The sequence below is a fragment of the Parabacteroides sp. AF48-14 genome (genome assembly GCF_003477465.1).
In the GTDB taxonomy this organism is placed as follows: domain Bacteria; phylum Bacteroidota; class Bacteroidia; order Bacteroidales; family Tannerellaceae; genus Parabacteroides; species Parabacteroides acidifaciens.
In genome coordinates this window covers 1-18264 of record NZ_QUDI01000066.1, presented here as the reverse complement: position 1 = coordinate 18264, position 18264 = coordinate 1, and the positions used below count along the sequence as shown (strand labels likewise).

The following is an 18264-nucleotide window of genomic DNA, read 5'->3' as shown; positions in this document are numbered from 1 at the left end:
AGCACAATTGTTTAATGTGTATATTGGAAGTAGATATATACAGAGATATTTAGTAAAAATAGCTTTGAAAAATGACTAAAAAAACGTCGTTTTTTTAGTTCATTTTATAGATGAAGAAAATGTATAAAGTGTTGAATCTTAATATTTATTATTATGAATAGTGGATAATCTATTGTGCGTGTTTGATGGCTTGTGTGAACGTACACAATGTGATGGTTTAATGCAAGAAAGAGTTTTACTAACTAATTATTTAATACCAATTTAAATGAGAATATGAGAAAACATGTGTTTAGTCTTGTGTCCCGTTGTACTTTTGTATTATTGTTGATGAGTGTTTTTGCGTGTTATGCGAGCGCTCAAGGATTAACAGTAACGGGAGTTGTGAAAGACCAATCTGGCGAAGCGTTGATTGGCGTGAACGTGATGGAAAAAGGAACAACAAATGGTTCTATCACGGATATAGATGGAAAGTACAGTGTTACTGTAACAGGAAAAAACCCCATTTTAGTCTTTTCCTATATCGGTTATTTGACTCAGGAAATACCGGTATCCAATCGAAAAGTGATTAATTTGACCATGAAAGAAGATTCTGAGGAATTGGAAGAAGTGGTAGTAATCGGTTACGGTACGGCTAAGAAAAAGGATTTGACCGGGGCGATTTCTTCTGTAAGAACAGAAAACTTGGAGAAAGAAAGTCCTCGTTCTGTTCAGGATCTTCTGCGTGCAAATGCAGCCGGTTTATCAATTAAAATGTCTACGAATGCAGCAGGGACAGGGGATGTTCAGATTCGTGGAAAAAATACATTGACAGCCGGATCCAGTCCGCTATATGTTTTGGATGGTGTTATTTTTAATGGAGATCTTTCCGATATAAATCCAATAGATATCCAATCTGTTGATGTATTGAAAGATGCCAGCTCCGTTGCTGTTTATGGAGCAAAAGCAGCAAATGGTGTAATTGCAATTACGACTAAAAAAGGTAAGACCTCAAAACCAGTGGTTAATTTTAATACCAATCTGGGTTTGGTGCAGCCTTCCCGCATACCATCTGTTGTTGATGGTGCCGGTTTTATCAAGTTTCGACAGGAATATTCTGAAAGCCTGCTGACAAAGGAAGAGTTAGCCGCTAAACCGGGTATGTATACCGATCCGAGGTTGTTGAGTAATAGCGGAATAGATCCTTTATCATGGTATAACTACGATCAGTCGACTCCTGCTACATCTTTACCCTCCAATGAGCAGATGATTACAACCTGGTTGTCCCGTTTGAACTTTAAAAATATTGAAGTAGAGAATTACTTGAATGGGATAGAGACTGATTGGGATGATTATATTTTTCAGACAGGTCTTCAGCAAGATTATACGGCAAGTGTATCAAATCGCACGGACGATTTTTCATATTACTGGTCTTTAGGCTATGCAGATCGTGACGGGATTCAGACAGGTGATTGGTACAAGACGTTCCGTACCCGTTTGAACTTAGAATCTAAAGTAAATAGCTTCCTGACAATTGGTTTGACTTCTTCTTTTGCAACCAAAGATGAAAGTGCATTAGCCGCAGATGCCGTTCAGCGCGAACGTAATTCACCATATACAACTAATGATATAGATGATTTGGAGAGCCCGTACCGGATGTATCCTAATGGTGATAATAATTCGAAGAACCCGTTTTTTGACAATCTGTATACCGATCGTAAAAAAATTACGCATACTTTGAATGCTAATATATATGGTATAGTGAAATTGCCTTTCGGTTTCGAATATCAGATGAACTTTACTCCGACTTATAAATGGTATGAATATTATAACCATAAATCATCCCAACATCCCGAGTGGGCTGGAGAAGGAGGTAACTCGGAACGTACCAATCAGAAAACATTCGGTTGGTTGCTGGATAATATTGTCCGTTGGAAAATGGACTTTGGAAAAGACCATAGACTCGAAGCTACTTTCCTGGCTAATGCTGAAAAAGAACAGTATTGGAGCACAACTGCAAAAAATACACAGTTTTCACCGAGTGATGTCCTTGGCTATCATAATATCGGGGCCGGAACAGTTCCGGTTGTCTCCAGTGAAGATAAATACAAAACGGGTGATGCTCTGATGGGACGTGTCTTCTATTCTTTCAAAGATAAATATATGTTGACTGCATCTGTTCGTCGTGACGGTTATTCTGCCTTCGGACAGGCGAATCCGCGTGCCACTTTCCCTGCAGTTGCCTTAGGATGGGTTTTCACATCCGAGAAGTTCCTGGAACCGGCAAGCAATTGGTTGAATTATGGAAAGTTGCGTTTCTCATGGGGGCAGAACGGAAACCGCGATATCGGCCAGTACGATGCATTGGCAAGTCTTACTTCCGGTTTACATCCTTATATCGATCAGAACGGAAATATTTATATCACATCTCAGATTTATGTTAGCCGTATGGCTAATGCCGATTTGAAATGGGAGCGCACGGCATCTTACAATATCGGTTTGGATTTTTCGATGTTGGGAGATCGCCTGAGAGGTTCTGTTGAAACTTACATGACTGAAACTCAGGATTTGTTGGTCAACCGTTCTTTGCCTTCTATTTTAGGTTTTGCAGACGTTAAGGCTAATTTGGGTAAATTGGCAAATAAAGGGTTTGAATTATCTTTGAATGGTGATGTCATCAGTACGAATGACTTTATGTGGACCTCTTCCGGAACTTTCTCCTTTAACCGTCGTAAATTGAAAAAATTGTATGGTGACATGGTTGATGTTTTGGATAAAGATGGTAATGTCATTGGACAGAAGGAAGCAGACGATATTGGAAACAAATGGTTTATCGGCCATGATCCCGACCAGATCTGGGATTATGAAGGAAAAGGCGTATGGCAATTGGGTGAAGAAGAAGAAGCAGCCAAATATGGTTGTAAACCAGGTGACTTCCGGTATATCGATCAAAACAATGATGGTGTGATGAATGACGACGACAAGGTGTTCCAGGGATATACGACTCCCCGTTTCTACTGGTCATGGAGAAATGAATTCAGTTATAAAGACTTCAGTTTTTCTTTTATGGTATACTCCCATGTCGGACAATATGGAACATTCAATCGCGCGGCAAATACCGGTGGTACGTATGACCGATATTCAATTGTCGATTTACCGCGTTGGACGATCGATAATCCTACAAACGACTACGGACGTATCGGTTCCTATAATTTAGGTAGCCATTATGTAAAGAAGACGTTTGTCCGTATGGAAAACATCACTTTGTCTTATAATGTGCCGAAGACCTTCCTGAGCAAGTTTAAGGTGCAGAATATGCGTCTTTCTTTAAGTGCCCGCAATCCGTTTGTGATTTCAAATTGGTCATTCGGCGACGTAGAAGGCGGCGATTATACAATGAGATCCTATAATCTTAGTGTTAACTTTACTCTTTAATAAAAGAATAATCAGAAATATGAAAAAGAATAAACATATAAAGAAATGTGTAATAGGAGCGTTAGCTATATTACCTTTACTGACGACCGGTTGTAAAGAAAGTTGGTTGGATCCGAAGCCTCTTTCGTTCTATACGCCGGAAAATACTTATGTGGATGCAAATGGTTTATACGCGGCTATTGTTGCTTGCGAGCGTAATATGAGGCATGAGTACTTCGGTGATTTATCTCCGATTTTAACAGAAATGTACACTTCGGATATCGCGGTCCATGGAAAGACGGATGAAAGCGGTTCTCTCGTTGATTTTGATAATTACATGATTCCGACTCAATCGAGAAGTGATGCTAAAAATAAAATGAAATGGTATTGGGATGAAGGGTTTAAAGGTATCAAATATGCCAATATCGTAATTAGCCGCCTGGATGCCGCTACGTTTAAAGATGAAGCGGAACGGAATGCCGTTTTGGGTGCAGCCTATTTCCAACGCGCTTATCGTTATTATAAGTTGACTCATCAGTTTGGGGATGTGCCTTTTCTCGATAAAGAAATTACCTCTCCGAAACTGGACTTCTATTCACACGACCGCTGGAGTATTCTTGAACAGTGCAAGTCTGATATGGAGTTTGCCTGGCAATGGGTTCCGGAGAAAGTTGATCGTGGCAAAACATCAAAGGCTGCCTGTGGAGTATTATTGATGAAAATTTACATGTGCTTGGGTGAATTTGATCGAGCAATTGAAGTCGGGAAAGAAATCGTTGCAAATAATCCGTTGATGACGAGCCGTTTTACGACAAACAAGACAAAGCCGAATACGAACCTGATGCATGACTTGCATAGTGTAGAGGCAAAGATGGACATGTCGAATACGGAAGGCTTGATGTATGTTGTTTCCTATCCGGATGTGGAAGGCCGAGACAGGATACAAACCATGCGTAATGCAACTCCTTATTGGGCGAAAGGTGCTGCGATCATGACACCTGCCGGGGAAACTGGAACCGCTATTTCACCGGCTTCTGCAGATAAAGAGACAGAAATAGATAATGATTTTAATGTTGGCCGTGGTATCGGAACTTGCCGTCCGACAAATTATTACCAGTATGAAATCTGGACCGATAAAGAGAAGAATGACCTTCGTGGTCCTAATAACCATGATAGCTGGCGACGTATGACTGATTTGTATTATAACGAACCGGGGTTGAAAAGTAAGTCGGAATGGTATGGCAAGCATTTGGTACGTCCTGTTAATATAAGTGTTTCCGACTCTGTACGCTGTTGGTTCATGTGGCCGCATTACAAAATATTTGTTCCGGATCCAACAAAGGCAACAGACCGTAGCGGAGGGGAAACTCCTTGGTATATCTATCGTTCGGCAGAAGTCTATCTGATGTTAGGCGAATGTTATTATTGGAAAGACCAACCACAGGAAGCTGCCAATATGCTGAATGTTGTTCGTGAGCGTGCCGGTGCAGAACCTTTGACAGCATCTGAGATTAATATCGGTGCAATTCTCGCAGAGCGTGCCCGTGAATTGTATTACGAAGAAAACCGTCATGTAGAGTTGGTTCGTATAGCTTACACTTATGCTAAACTGGGTAAATCCTGTGAAGTTTTCGGTGGCCGTGTTTATAAACTGGATAATATATCCGGCCCTGGCGGAACAGGTTCTAATGTGAAAGAAATGGGGTATAACTTCTGGTATGACTGGATGATGACACATAATAACTTTTTCCGTGACGGCGTTGAAATTGCTTATGGAAAATACCGTATCAGTGTCCACCATATTTTGTGGCCGATTCCGAATACCGCAATCTCGACAAATACAGGTGGTGTAATCAACCAGAACATCGGTTATCCGGGCGCTGAAAACAACATCACCCCGTTAAAGGTAGGCGAAGAAGCGCCGGCTAAATAACAAGTCGACAATAAAGCGCAATACACATAACAACAACAACGCGCAAGAGGCATGTGCCGTCGGGAAGACAGCAAGCGAGCTTTATTACTCCCGCAGGCCATGCCTCTTTTTTTTCTGTAGTTGAAGTTGCAAACATAGTCTTATTATTTGCAAAAAAAGGCTATGTTACAAGTCTCTTTTCTCTCTAATATTGTGTCAGGTTAAATTTAAATAATATTAGTATGAAAAAATGGACAACTGAATCTCCAAGTAATTACTTGGCTATCAGGAGATATGCATATCTCCTGATAATCTTCCTCTGTATAATAAATATTGGAGGAGTATCTGCTCAGAACTTACCGATTACCGGAAAAGTCGTAGACATGTCGGGCGAACCTCTTATCGGGGTTAATGTTTTACAGAAAGGGACGACTAATGGTTCCATAACCGATATTAATGGGGAATACAGTATTTCCGTTTCCGGTAAGAATGTCGTATTGGTCTTTTCTTACATTGGTTATCTGCACAGGAAATTCCGGCAGGTAAGCAAAACAAGATTAATGTGAAATTGAAGGAAGATACACAAAATCTGGAAGAAGTCGTTGTTATTGGTTATGGTACGGCAAAGAAAAAAGATTTAACTGGTGCGATTTCGACTATTAAGACTGATCAATTGGTTGCCGAAGCTCCTGGTTCCATTCAGGATTTGATGCGTGCTAATTCTCCGGGTTTAAATATTGGTATGTCGACTGGTGCAAAAGACCAATCAAGTTTGCAAATTCGAGGGAAAAATACGTTAAAGGCTGGATCATCTCCTCTGATTGTCTTGGATGGAGTGATTTTTGAAGGATCTCTTAATGATATTAATCCGGTTGATATTGAGGCGATCGATGTTTTGAAAGATGCCAGTTCTGCAGCTGTTTATGGAGCAAAGGCCGCAAATGGGGTAGTTGTTGTTACGACAAAAAAAGGAAAAGCTGGTAAACCTGTTGTTAATTTTAATACAAACATAGGGTTTGTACAGGTTGCTAATCAACAAAAAATATTGGATGGTGAAGGTTTTGTGAAATATCGTCAGGATTATGAAGTTACCCGTAATTCGGCCGAATATCTGGCTAAGTATCCGGAGATTTTTAGTGATCCTCGCAAGTTGCAGAATGTTGATCAGTTAACTTGGTATAATTATACGCAAAAGACTCCGGTTTCCTCCGTTTCAGAAGATGATTTGGTTCGTTCCTGGTTGGCTCGTTTGGATTTTAAGGCGCCGGAAATAGATAATTATATGATAGGAAATGAGACCGCTTGGGATGATCTGGTCTTTCAGACAGGTTTCCAGCAAGACTATACAGCCAGTGTTTCAAATCGTACGGATAATATGTCATATTACTGGTCATTGGGTTATTCAGATCGGGAAGGAATTATAACGGGCGACAAAATGACAAATTTCCGTACACGTTTGAATCTGGAATCGAAGATTACCAATTTCCTGACAGTAGGTTTGCGGTCCAGCTTTTCTTCACGTGATGAGAAGGATTTAAATAATTATGATTCGAACGGGAATAACGATAAAGATAAATACTGGCTTTGTGATTGGGAACAAATGATTCGGATTTCCCCGTACGGCTCTAATAACTTGGACGATCCGGACAGCCCATACCGCCGTTGGCCGACAGGAGACGCTACTCCTGTGAATCCGTTTTATGATAATTTGTATCGCGACCGAAAAAAGATGTATTCTACATTGGATGCTAATATGTATGCCAAAGTATCACTGCCGTTTGGTATTGAATATCAGATGAATTTTACTCCGCATTATGAATTTTACGAATTATACAGCCATGAGTCTTCTGAAAATGAAAACTGGGCAAGTCAAGGCGGTAGCTCTGTGCGTACGACACGTAAGAAATTCAGTTGGCAGATTGATAATATCTTCAGCTGGAGGCGTGAATTTAATAAATTGCATACTGTCGAAGCTACGTTTTTGATTAACGCGGAAAAAGGCCAATCCTGGAAACAGACGGCAAAAGCATCTAATTATTCACCAAGCGATATTTTGGGATATCACCGCTTACAAGCCGGAACCGTTCCTTTGGTAGAGAGTGACGATACGTATAAAACAGGTGATGCATTGATGGGACGTTTATTCTATTCCTTTAAAAACCGTTATATGTTAACAGCATCTGTTCGTCGCGATGGTTATTCTGCTTTTGGACAAATGCATCCGAGAGCCGTTTTTCCGGCTGTTGCATTAGGATGGACCTTTAGCTCTGAAAGGTTTATGGAAAATATGAGTTCCTGGTTGAATTATGGTAAATTGAGAGTATCCTGGGGACAGAATGGTAACCGTGATATCGGCCAGTATGAAGCTCTTTCCGACCTGACTTCAGGATTACATCCTTACATCGATCAAAACGGTACTATTTATACTTCTTCCCAGTTGTACGTAAACCGTATGTCGAATAGAGCTTTAAAATGGGAAAGGACGACATCTTATAATGCCGGATTGGATTATTCCCTGTTTAACGATATCATCGGTGGATCGATGGAATTTTATGTGTCGAAAACAAACGATTTGTTAGTGGACCGTGTCCTACCGGAAATTACCGGTTTCAACAGTGTGGCATCTAATTTAGGTGAAATCAAGAATAAGGGATTCGAGATATCTCTCAATGCCAATATTATCAAAAAGGAAAACTTTTCATGGTCGGCAACTGGCAACTTTTCTTTGAACCGTAGAAAGGTCACTCATTTGTATGGGGAAATGGTAGATGTTGTAGATGATAATGGTAATGTTATCGGACAGAAAGAAGCGGATGACATTAAAAACAAATGGTTTATCGGGCATGACACCGAACAGATTTGGGACTATGTACGCGATGGTGTATGGCAGATGGATGAAGCGGAGGAGGCTGCCAAATATGGTTGCCAGCCTGGCGACTTCAAATATCTGGATTTGGATAAAGATGGAGTGATGACGGATAAGGATAAAGTATTCCAGAAAAACAAAACTCCGCAGTTCCGTTGGACGTTCCGGAATGAGTTCACATTTTATAAGAATTTGTCTTTATCATTCATGATGTATTCGCAGTGGGGGCATTATGCTTCTTTCAACCGTGCAGCCAATGTTTCTAACTTCCCGGACCGTTGTACTGAGTATGTCCAGCCTCACTGGATGCCGGAAAATCCGATAAATGACTATGCCCGTATCGGCTCTAAAAATATAGGAACTAATTATCTTGAAAAGTCTTTTATCCGTTTGGACAATATCACCCTGTCTTATAATGTCCCGAAGAATTTCCTAAAGAAAGTCTTCGTACAAGATATGCGTGTGTCTATGAGTGTACGTAATGTAGCTGTATTCTCTCCCCATTGGGATTTCTGGGATCCGGAAACAGGAGTTCCGACTCCTCGTACCTATAATTTGAGTGTGAACTTTACTTTATAATTAAAAAATCAGAGCAAATATGAAAAAGATAAATATAAGAAAATATACGGTTTTGGGCGGTACTGCAGCTTTGTTGACGACAATAGTGGCTTGTAGTGACTCCTGGTTGGAACCCAAACCACTGTCATTTTATACACCTGAAAATGCATATGTAAATGCTGAAGGGCTTTATGGCGCCTTGACTTCCTGCGAACGTAATATGCGTCATGAGTTTTTCGGGGATGCAGCTCCTATTGTAACGGAGATGGTACAGTCCGATATTTGTGTGGAGGGAACGACTGATAAAGCCGGTCCGCAGATGGATATGGATAATACATTACTGCCGGATATGGATCTGAATAATGGGGATAAAACCAAAACCGGTTGGTATTGGTACGAGGGCTTTAAAGCAATAAAGTATTCCAATGTGGTTATTTCCCGTTTGGACGCTGCCACCTTTAAAAACGAGGCGGAAAAAAATGCCGTTTTAGGAGCTGCTTATTTTCAGCGTGCGTATCGCTATTTCAAGTTAACGCATCAGTTCGGAGATGTCCCGTTTATAGATGGGGAGCTTACTATTCCGAAATATGATTTCTATTCTTATGACCGTTGGAGTATTTTGGAGAAGATGAAGGAAGAAATGGAGTACGCCTACCAATGGGTTCCTGAAAAAGTGGATCGAGGAAAAACTTCAAAAGCGGCTTGTGGGGTTTTATTGATGAAAATCTGCATGACATTAGGTGATTTTGACCGGGCATTGGCTGTCGGAAAAGAAATAGTTGCCAATCATCCTTTGATGACTACTCGTTTTACAGCTAACCAGTCAAAAGCCCATACAAATTTGATGCATGATTTGCATAGTGTGGAGGCCAAACTGGATATGAGTAATACGGAAGGTCTGATGTATGTTGTAGCCTATCCGGAAGTGGATGGTTCCGACCGTATACAGACGATGCGTAACGGTGTCCCCTTTTGGAATAGTGGTGCGATTAAAACGCCGGATGGTCAAACCGGAACGAGCGTAAACATCGCAGCCGACGAGACAGATCCGGAAATGGATTTGAATAAAACATACGGTCGTGGGATCGGACGTGCTCGTCCGACAAATTATTTCCAGTATACGATTTGGACGGATAAGGAGAAAAATGATTTGCGAAGCCCGAACAATCACGATAGTTGGAGGCGTATGGAGGATTTGCATTATAATAATCCGAGCTTGAAGGGGAAGAATGAGTGGTACGGTAAGAATTTTGTAAAGAATCCGGCTATGTCAGTGGAAGATTCCATCCGTTGCTGGTTTATGTGGCCGCATTATAAAGTATTTGTCCCGGATCCATTGCAACAACAATGGGCAGGAGGTGAAACTCCCTGGTATATTTATCGTTCGGCGGAAGTCTATCTGATGATGGGAGAATGCTATTATTGGAAAGATCAGCCTCAGGAAGCTGCAAATATGCTGAATGTGGTTCGTGAGCGTGCAGGAGCAGATCCGCTGACAGCAGCTGATATTAATATTGGAGCCATTCTGGACGAACGTGCCCGTGAATTATATTACGAAGAAAACCGTCATTTGGAGTTAGTGCGTATATCCTATATTTATGCAAGGACAGGTAAACCATGTGAAGTTTTTGGTGGACGGGTATACAAATTGGATAATCTGTCCGGCCCCGGAGGTACAGGTTCGAATATCAAAGAAACAGGTTACAACTTCTGGTATGACTGGGTAACGGCTAAGAATAATTTCTATAATAAAGGAGTTAAGCATAAATGGGCCGAATATAAGATTAGCGTACATCATATTTTGTGGCCAGTTCCGGCAAGCGCCATCAATACCAACTATGGTGGTGCACTGAACCAGAACATCGGTTATCCGGGCGCTGAAAATAACATCACTCCGTTAAAAGTAGGCGAAGAAGTGCCGGCTAAATAACAAGTCGACAAAAAAGCGCGATACACATAACAACAACGCGCAAGAGGCATGTGCCGTCGGGAAGGCTGCAAGCGAGCTAATCTCCCGTAGGCCATGCCTCTTTTTATGTAGGTATCGATATTATTCAGTTAGGATTGATTTTAACAGACACCCTCAAGATGGGTATTCAAATAAAACTATATATTAAGAGTTAATCATGAAGAAAATCGTATTTGTCATATTGGTAGTAATCGGGTGGGCTTGTTCAAGTAAAAAAGAGGAAGAGAAAAACATGACCATTAACTTGAGTCAAGCATTGGAACAACTTGAAGAAATTTCGGTGGAAGACATCGGGTATCATATTGATTATGTGTCATTGGAAACAACAGATGAGTCTCTGATAGGAGATAGGGCTTATATCAGGATATTGAAAGATAAATTGCTTGTTGGCTCTCGTGAGCAACCGGTGAAAATGTTCGATCGTAAGACCGGTAAATTTATCAGATGCATCGGGAAGATCGGGCAAGGGGCGGATGAATATCTATTGCAGGATGGTCTTCCAGTTTTTTGGACGGATGATGTGTCGGGCATCATCTATATCCAGACAGAAGGTCAACGGATTTTACGTTTTGATGCGGATGGAAATCCGTTGGAGCACATCAATCTGCCGGAAGGGATGCCAAGGTTGCAAGGTTTGTCTATAATCGGAAACGGAGGCAATTTGTATTTTTACTCAAAAACTCTATTCAACAAGTATGAAGACAAAATATTTTCATATAATGTCCTGAATAAAAAGGTACAAAGTGAAATCGTGAATCAAGATGATACGATACCTTTTGAACTCTTCAGGACACCAATCTTTTTGGGAGGGTATGGAAATATTCCTGTTTCTACTCGTTGCCTGATTTTGTATTTGAAAAACGACAAAGTCGTCTTTGATTATACAAAGGAACCTTGTTTATGGACATTCGGTGATCAAGTCTATTTTAAAGGGAACTTTAACGATACCATTTATTGTGTATCGGATCAGTTGTTGGAACCTCGATATGTTTTTGACTTAGGTTTCAGGCATTGGCCTTATGAAGAGCGGTATAATCCGGAAGGGAACGAGGATAAGATTGCTTTCAACTATGTGCTGGAGGGTGAAAAAGTCCTGTTTTTTGTTTTCCAAACCAATTATTATGAGATTAACTATAAAGGATTGGGCAAAGACGAAACGTACTGGGGTATTTATGATAAAGGAAATGGAAAGGTTAAGGTCATGGAGAAAGGAATGATAAGCGATTTGGCAAACGGGCTTTTCATTAAATCACTCCAGACAGCAACCGCCAAAGGTGAATTGGCTGGATTATTGGACGTAACCGAAGTGAAAGAATGGATCGAAGATAATCCTTCTAAAAAAGATAATCAAGTACGGCAGCTCTTGTCTGATTTACCTGACGAAAGTAACCCGATTGCTGTGATTGTCGAATAGATGTTTTTTCAATTATAAAAGACATAATTCTCGTGGATATGTGCAGGAAGTGAAAGTTACAAATGTACATGCTTTATTTGATAAGGAATCGGGTGTGCTAACTTTATTGGACCAACCTGTCAAGCATAAATACTTAGGTTTCCGCAATGATCTTGATGGTGGCCCTGTCTTCTGGCCAAAATTTGTTTCATCTGGAAATGAAATGGTCACTTGGTTCACGGCAGACGAGCTTTTGGCTATTTATGAACAGTTACCGAATCCGTCTGCAGAATTGGAAGCGCTGGTTAAGAAATTGAGTCCGGACGATAATCCGGTATTAATGATAGTAACTTTAAAATGAATATGGATATGAAAAAGATCATGTTTTTATTATTGGTTGTTTTTATGGCAAGTTCAAATTGCCTGGATTTGTGTGCACAGAAGAAGGATGTGACAGGATGTGTTGTCGATATGGATGGGAAACCTGTCAAAGGGGCTCGTATTGGTGTCGTTAATACGAAGATCATAGAGAAGACGGATAAGAAAGGCGAATTTTCTTTGAAGAATGTGTTGCCAACGGATAGCGTGGTCATTTATCTGAAAGGCAATAGGGGGGCCAGATTTCTGTTAGGTGATGTTACGCAGCTTTTGCTGAAAGTGAAAAGTGATGCTCTGGTGATCGATAACGGTAAGGGTTCTACCAATTCCGTATCTGTTGAAACATTGGTCTTTAAGAGATATGGCAGCGGGTCCGTCATAACGGCACAAATGATAGAACGTAATGGCTATTTGACAATAAAAGAGGCGATTAAAGCTTGTATACCAGGGGTTAACTTTGAATATACGAATGGGGAAGATAAGATTGTCATCAGAGGTTCAAAGAGTTTGAATCTTTCAACTGATCCGCTGGTTATTTTGGATGGCGCAGAAACGACATTCAGTGCTGCTGATCAAGGTTGTCATGTGAATGATGTTCAGATGATAGAGGTGATTAAGGATGGTTTGGGCTATGGAGCGAAAGGGGCGAATGGAGTGATTGTAATAAAGACGAAAAAATAGAAATGTTTTATTATCTTTGCCCCGATATATACAGTTTGAAGTGAAAAGCTTACAAATAATTTAATAATAATAGTATGAAAAACTATCTTCTATTCTCTATGGCGGCTCTGTTGGTAGGGGCTTCTTGTAACACAAAACAGGAAAAAACGGCTGAAGGCTTTACCGGTGCGCCGGGAGAGGTCAAGTTGATTACGCTTGATCCGGGACATTTCCATGCTGCGTTAGTGCAGAAAGTGTCTTATCCGCAAGTTTCTAAAGATGTTTATGTGTACGCACCCACTGGCTTCGATGTGAATGAACATCTAAAGCGTATCGAGGGCTTTAATACACGTGCAGAGAATCCGACGCAGTGGAATGAAATCGTTTATACCGGTTCGGATTATCTGGAAAAAATGCTGGCTGAAAAGAAAGGCAATGTCATGATTCAGGCAGGAAATAATGGAAAGAAAACCGAATACATTAAAAAAACACTTGAAGCCGGTATCAATGTGCTTTCAGATAAGCCGATGGCTATTAATAGCCAGAATTTCAAATTGCTTGAAGAATGTTTCGATATTGCGAAGCAGAAGAACATCATGTTGTATGACATCATGACTGAAAGAAATGAGATCACAACCATGTTGCAGCGCGAACTATCGACAATCCCTGCTGTGTATGGCGAACAGCTTCCGGGTAGCCCCGAAGAGCCTGCTATCGTTAAAGAAAGCGTGCACCACCTGTTTAAGCTGGTAGACAATAAACCGCTAACCCGTCCGGTTTGGTATTTCGATGTGACCCAGCAGGGCGAGGGTATCGTCGACGTAACGACCCATTTAGTAGACCTTGTTCAGTGGGAAGCATTCCCGGAACAGGTAATCGACTATAAGAATGATATCGAACTGTTGGATGCTAATCGTTGGACTACTTCTATCAGTCCGGAAGAGTTTAAGCAGGTGACAGGAACTGAAGCTTATCCTGATTTTCTGAAAAAGGATGTTGAAAATGATACGTTGAAAGTCTATTGCAATGGTGATATTCTGTATAAGATCAAAGGTGTGACGGCAAAAGTATCTGTTATCTGGAACTATACTTTTCCGAAAGGTGGCGGTGATACTCACTTCTCAGTGATGAAAGGTAGCAAATCTGACCTGGTGATCCGTCAAGGTAAAGAGCAAAACTATCAACCCGAATTGTTTGTAGAAGCAGTTAAGGGTGTCGATCTGGCTGCCTATGAAAAGGATCTTACCGCTTCAATGGAAAAGGTTTCAGCCAAATATCCGGGTGTAGCCTTGAATAAGATCAGCGACAGTGTATGGCAGATCGAGATTCCAGCAAAATACCGTGTCGGTCATGAAGCTCACTTCGGGCAGGTAACAGAGCATTTCCTTCAATATCTGAAGGATGGCAAATTGCCGGAATGGGAAGTTCCGAATATGCTGGCTAAGTATTACACAACGACTTCTGCTTTGGATATGGCAAAAGCGAAAATGAAGTAAACGATTTCTTTATAAGAATAGTGAATCGGTCTGTAAGAGTTATTCTTTCAGACCGGTTTTTATTTAAGAAATTGTTTCCGGTATTCGGTAGGAGTAAAGCCTGTGTTGCGTTTGAAGATCCGGTTAAAATGTGTAATGGTGTTAAAGCCGCATTCGAGACAGATCTGGAAGATATCCATTTTGTTTTCGATCAGTAGTTTACATGCGTATCCGGTACGTAACCCCAGCACATATTCTGTAAAAGTCTTTCCTGATTTATCCTTGAAGTAACGGCAAAAGGCAGAGTTGTTCATGGCAATGAGTGAAGATACTTCGTTAAGGTCTATATCTTCCTTATAGTGGTTCATTAGAAATGAGAGTACCTTTTTCATGCGCAGGTCCATTGCCGGTGATAGGGTTTGGCAGAATTGCAAACTTCCCAGAGAGCGTTTGTCCGGAAATTTTGCCATTTGGTCCAACAAGTGTAGTAAGTTGATAATTCGTATGATTCCGTTAGATTCGGGCAATTGTATAATACTTCGGATAATCTCCTGATTTTGCGGATAAGGGAAATGAATCCCTTGTTTAGAGTCTTCCAATAATTTTTTGATATGAGACAGGTCGGCGTAATTATTAATAGCATGAGCCATAAAGGCTTCTTCGAATTGGATGATTGTGCCTCTGACCCGCAATTTATTATCGCCCTTTTCATACTCCGGTGTACTCTTCATATAATGGGGAATTCCACTACCGATTAGAGTAAGGTCATGAGCTTGAAATTCTTCCATGTTATCAGCAACAAACCGTTTCCCTGAACCTTCTTCTACATAAATGATTTCGAATTCATTATGTACATGCCAGGGAAATGTAAATTTCTCATAATCATATTTCCGTGCAATAATAGGCGCTCCGGAATAAATCGTGAGTTGCTCATGCATTATTCTATTTTCCATTTCAGACTCTCTTCTTGTTATTTGCAAATGTATGTATAATTTTTGTGAATCGGGGGCTGTTAAGTTTTTTGTTTCGGTCCAAGATAGTGTCATTATTTGCAAAAATAGGTTATATCCGGTAGGTAAACTCTTTGTACTTTTGTATATAGCAACTAAGTAATAACATTTTAAATTCTGATACGATGACTACAACACGAAGAGAGTTTCTAAAAAGATCATTGACTGCGGGAGTTGGTATGTTTATCGCTCCGACTATTGTTCCGGCCTCTGTTTTTGGGCCTAATGCACCATCCAATCGGATTAATATCGGAGCTATTGGGACTGGGCGTATTTCACGGGATCATGATATGCCAGGAGTTTGGAAATATGATGATGTCCGGATTATTGCTGCTGCCGATCTTGATGCAAATCGGGTGGCAGATGCGAAAAAGTTGGTAGAAGGATACTATTCCAAAAAATTAGGAAAGCCCTATACAGGTGTGACTACATATGAAAATTATCAAGATTTGTTGGCGAATAAAGATATTGATGCAGTTCTGATCAGTACCCCGGACCATTGGCATGCCAAAATCGCAATTGATGCTGTTCGGGCTGGAAAAGATGTTTATTTGCAGAAACCGACTTCTTTAACGATCGAAGAAGGACGTAAAATGAGTGATGCTGTAAATGCGACCGGGCGCATCCTACAGATTGGAAGCCAGCAACGTTCAATGGAGCAATTCCGGGTTGCCTGCGAATTGGTGAGAAATGGGCGTATCGGGCAATTGAAAGAGATAGAAGTCCGTTTACCGGGTGATCCGTCAGGTGGAAATCCGGAGGAAATGCCTATCCCGAAAAGTTTTAATTATGATATGTGGCTTGGACAGACGCCTTATGTCCCATATACGGTTGATCGTGTACATCCCCAACAAGGGTATGGGCGTCCGGGATGGTTGCGTTGTGAACAGTTTGGAGCCGGCATGATCACTGGGTGGGGAGCGCATCATTTTGATATAGCGCATTGGGCGATGGATAAGGAATATTCCGGTCCGATCGAAATATTCGGACGTGCAACATTTGCGTCCGGAGGCTTGTGGGATGTTCATGGGGATGATTTCGAGACGGAGATGCTTTATGATAATGGGGTGATAGTCCGTGGAATCACTAATACGAATGAGAAACCGAACGGTGTTTTGTTTACGGGAACCGATGGATGGATATTTGTAAGTCGAGGAGCTTATCAGGCTTCGGCAAATGACCCGACGACAGCAGGAAGTTCAAAAGCATTACAGGCTTCTGATCCGAAGATATTGACATCTGTGATTGGTGAAAACGAAGTTCATTTGTATAGAAGCACAGACCATCATGGGAATTGGCTTGAGAGTGTACGGACTCGTAAGCAGAATATTACACCGGCTGAAGTAGCACATCGTTCCTGCTCGGCTTGCTTATTGCAACATATAGCCATGAAACTCAACAGAAAACTTTATTGGGACCCGATTCTGGAGCGATTTAAAGATGATGACGAAGCGAATTCTATGATTGCTCGTCCCCATCGTCCACCGTATAATTTCTGATAGTTATGAAGCAGTTTATATTAATTATTTGTTGTTGGCTTTTATCTTTGCCTTTATGGGCGGCAGAAACAGTTAAGATAGTCGTGGAGGCCGGTAATTTTGAAAGAAAGGATTGCGTCATTTCTGCAGACATTTCAGTGTTGGGTACACGAGAAGTGTTCAGTGTTGCTTTGTTTGAGAAAATAGACAAGAAAAAGAAGCCGGTGAAATGCCAATTGATATGGGAAGAAAAAAAGCCCGTATTGTATTGGATTTTGGATGGTGTTACTCCGGCAGGTACTTCACGCGAGTTTATCGCTAAACGGATTAAGGTACATCAGGGAACTGGGACAATGAAAGTGTCTGATACAGGGACTGCTTTAGTGTTGAAAAAGAATGGTAATGAAGTTCTTCAGTATAATTATGCGGTTACATTTCCTCCGGCAGGAATAGATCTGGCTTATCAGCGTAGCGGGTTTATCCATCCGGCCTATTCCCCTTCCGGGAATGTTCTGACTGCCATACAGCCAAAAGATCATTACCATCATTATGGAATCTGGAATCCTTGGACGCGTATTGAGTATGACGGAAAAATATATGATCTCTGGAACCTGGGGGACAAACAAGGCACGGTACGGGCACGTGATATTGAGTGTACTTATCAGGGAGATGTTTGTGCCGGATATAAGGCCATGCTGGATCATTATATCTTTACCCCTTCGGGTGAGAAAGTGATTATGGATGAGTCTTGGAATATAAAAGCTTGGAATGTGGCAGATGGTTTCTTGTGGGATTTTGAGTCTGGTTTACATCCGTCGACGGATTTACCGGTGTTGATAAAAGCTTATCGTTATGCCGGTTTCGGATGGCGTGCAACGGAAGAGTGGACTAAAGAAAATAGCGAGATGTTTACATCGGAAGGAAAAACGCGCCAGGGAATAGATGGAACTACTGCTCGTTGGATTTATGTCACAGGACAATGTGGCAATCGAGGACGTTCGGGTATGCTGTTTTTAGGGCATCCGGAGAATTACAATGCACCGGAACCGCTTCGTATCTGGGATGAGAATGCCAATGGTGGTCGGGGGGATGCGTTTGTGAATTTTGCCCCGACGAAAAAATAAAGACTGGAAACTGATGCCTGGTGAACATTATAAATTGTGTTATCGTATCTT

The 18264-nt window shown here is 41.2% G+C and carries 12 protein-coding genes; 11 read left to right on the top strand and 1 reads right to left on the bottom strand.

From position 1 onward, the window contains the following. Nucleotides 1-273: 273 nt before the first annotated feature. From DW083_RS20695 to DW083_RS20660, 9 genes are all read left to right on the top strand, one after another. On the top strand, nt 274-3411 hold the full coding sequence (locus DW083_RS20695; RefSeq protein ID WP_122333716.1) for a TonB-dependent receptor: 3138 nt from the start codon (nt 274-276) through the stop codon (nt 3409-3411). Nucleotides 3412-3430: 19 nt separating this feature from the next. Further along, complete coding sequence (locus DW083_RS20690; RefSeq protein WP_122333715.1) at nt 3431-5323, top strand: RagB/SusD family nutrient uptake outer membrane protein; 1893 nt, start codon at nt 3431-3433, stop codon at nt 5321-5323. Between the two features lie 221 nt (nt 5324-5544). Then, nucleotides 5545-5868, top strand: a complete 324-nt coding sequence (locus DW083_RS23720; RefSeq protein ID WP_370039508.1) for a carboxypeptidase-like regulatory domain-containing protein — start codon at nt 5545-5547, stop codon at nt 5866-5868. Then, nucleotides 5865-8747: a SusC/RagA family TonB-linked outer membrane protein gene (locus tag DW083_RS20685; protein WP_370039506.1), complete on the top strand. Its 2883-nt coding sequence runs from the start codon at nt 5865-5867 to the stop codon at nt 8745-8747. The genes DW083_RS23720 and DW083_RS20685 overlap by 4 nt, the downstream gene beginning before the upstream one ends. A gap of 19 nt (nt 8748-8766) precedes the next feature. Next, nucleotides 8767-10656, top strand: coding sequence for a RagB/SusD family nutrient uptake outer membrane protein (locus DW083_RS20680; protein WP_199659204.1), 1890 nt, complete (start codon nt 8767-8769; stop codon nt 10654-10656). A 196-nt stretch (nt 10657-10852) separates the two neighbouring features. Then, complete coding sequence (locus DW083_RS20675) at nt 10853-12109, top strand: 6-bladed beta-propeller (RefSeq protein ID WP_122333714.1); 1257 nt, start codon at nt 10853-10855, stop codon at nt 12107-12109. Between the two features lie 40 nt (nt 12110-12149). Next, nucleotides 12150-12449, top strand: coding sequence for a hypothetical protein (locus tag DW083_RS20670; protein WP_122333713.1), 300 nt, complete (start codon nt 12150-12152; stop codon nt 12447-12449). 8 nt (nt 12450-12457) lie between these two features. Next, a complete protein-coding gene (locus DW083_RS20665; RefSeq protein WP_158582149.1) occupies nt 12458-13147 on the top strand; it encodes a TonB-dependent receptor plug domain-containing protein in 690 nt (229 codons plus the stop codon). Nucleotides 13148-13221: 74 nt separating this feature from the next. Next, entirely contained in the window at nt 13222-14622 is a 1401-nt protein-coding gene (locus DW083_RS20660) for a putative oxidoreductase C-terminal domain-containing protein (protein WP_122333711.1), read from the top strand. Nucleotides 14623-14681: 59 nt separating this feature from the next. On the opposite strand, the gene DW083_RS20655 is transcribed toward DW083_RS20660, so the two are convergent. Beyond that, a complete protein-coding gene (locus DW083_RS20655; RefSeq protein ID WP_158582148.1) occupies nt 14682-15554 on the bottom strand; it encodes an AraC family transcriptional regulator in 873 nt (290 codons plus the stop codon). 182 nt (nt 15555-15736) lie between these two features. On the opposite strand from DW083_RS20655, the gene DW083_RS20650 reads away from it, so the two are divergent. Together DW083_RS20650 and DW083_RS20645 are read left to right on the top strand one after the other, a co-directional pair. Further along, nucleotides 15737-17110, top strand: a complete 1374-nt coding sequence (locus tag DW083_RS20650; protein WP_122333709.1) for a Gfo/Idh/MocA family protein — start codon at nt 15737-15739, stop codon at nt 17108-17110. Nucleotides 17111-17115: 5 nt separating this feature from the next. Then, nucleotides 17116-18213, top strand: coding sequence for a PmoA family protein (locus DW083_RS20645; RefSeq protein ID WP_122333708.1), 1098 nt, complete (start codon nt 17116-17118; stop codon nt 18211-18213). Nucleotides 18214-18264: the final 51 nt, after the last annotated feature.

Bases quoted from the DNA above. Each gene is read 5' to 3' on its own strand.
- DW083_RS20680 (WP_199659204.1), top strand. From the start codon at position 8,767: ATGAAAAAGATAAATATAAGAAAATATACGGTTTTGGGCGGTACTGCA.
- DW083_RS20645 (WP_122333708.1), top strand. From the start codon at position 17,116: ATGAAGCAGTTTATATTAATTATTTGTTGTTGGCTTTTATCTTTGCCT.
- DW083_RS20650 (WP_122333709.1), top strand. From the start codon at position 15,737: ATGACTACAACACGAAGAGAGTTTCTAAAAAGATCATTGACTGCGGGA.
- DW083_RS23720 (WP_370039508.1), top strand. From the start codon at position 5,545: ATGAAAAAATGGACAACTGAATCTCCAAGTAATTACTTGGCTATCAGG.
- DW083_RS20660 (WP_122333711.1), top strand. From the start codon at position 13,222: ATGAAAAACTATCTTCTATTCTCTATGGCGGCTCTGTTGGTAGGGGCT.
- DW083_RS20665 (WP_158582149.1), top strand. From the start codon at position 12,458: ATGAAAAAGATCATGTTTTTATTATTGGTTGTTTTTATGGCAAGTTCA.
- DW083_RS20695 (WP_122333716.1), top strand. From the start codon at position 274: ATGAGAAAACATGTGTTTAGTCTTGTGTCCCGTTGTACTTTTGTATTA.
- DW083_RS20675 (WP_122333714.1), top strand. From the start codon at position 10,853: ATGAAGAAAATCGTATTTGTCATATTGGTAGTAATCGGGTGGGCTTGT.
- DW083_RS20690 (WP_122333715.1), top strand. From the start codon at position 3,431: ATGAAAAAGAATAAACATATAAAGAAATGTGTAATAGGAGCGTTAGCT.
- DW083_RS20655 (WP_158582148.1), bottom strand. From the start codon at position 15,554: ATGGAAAATAGAATAATGCATGAGCAACTCACGATTTATTCCGGAGCG.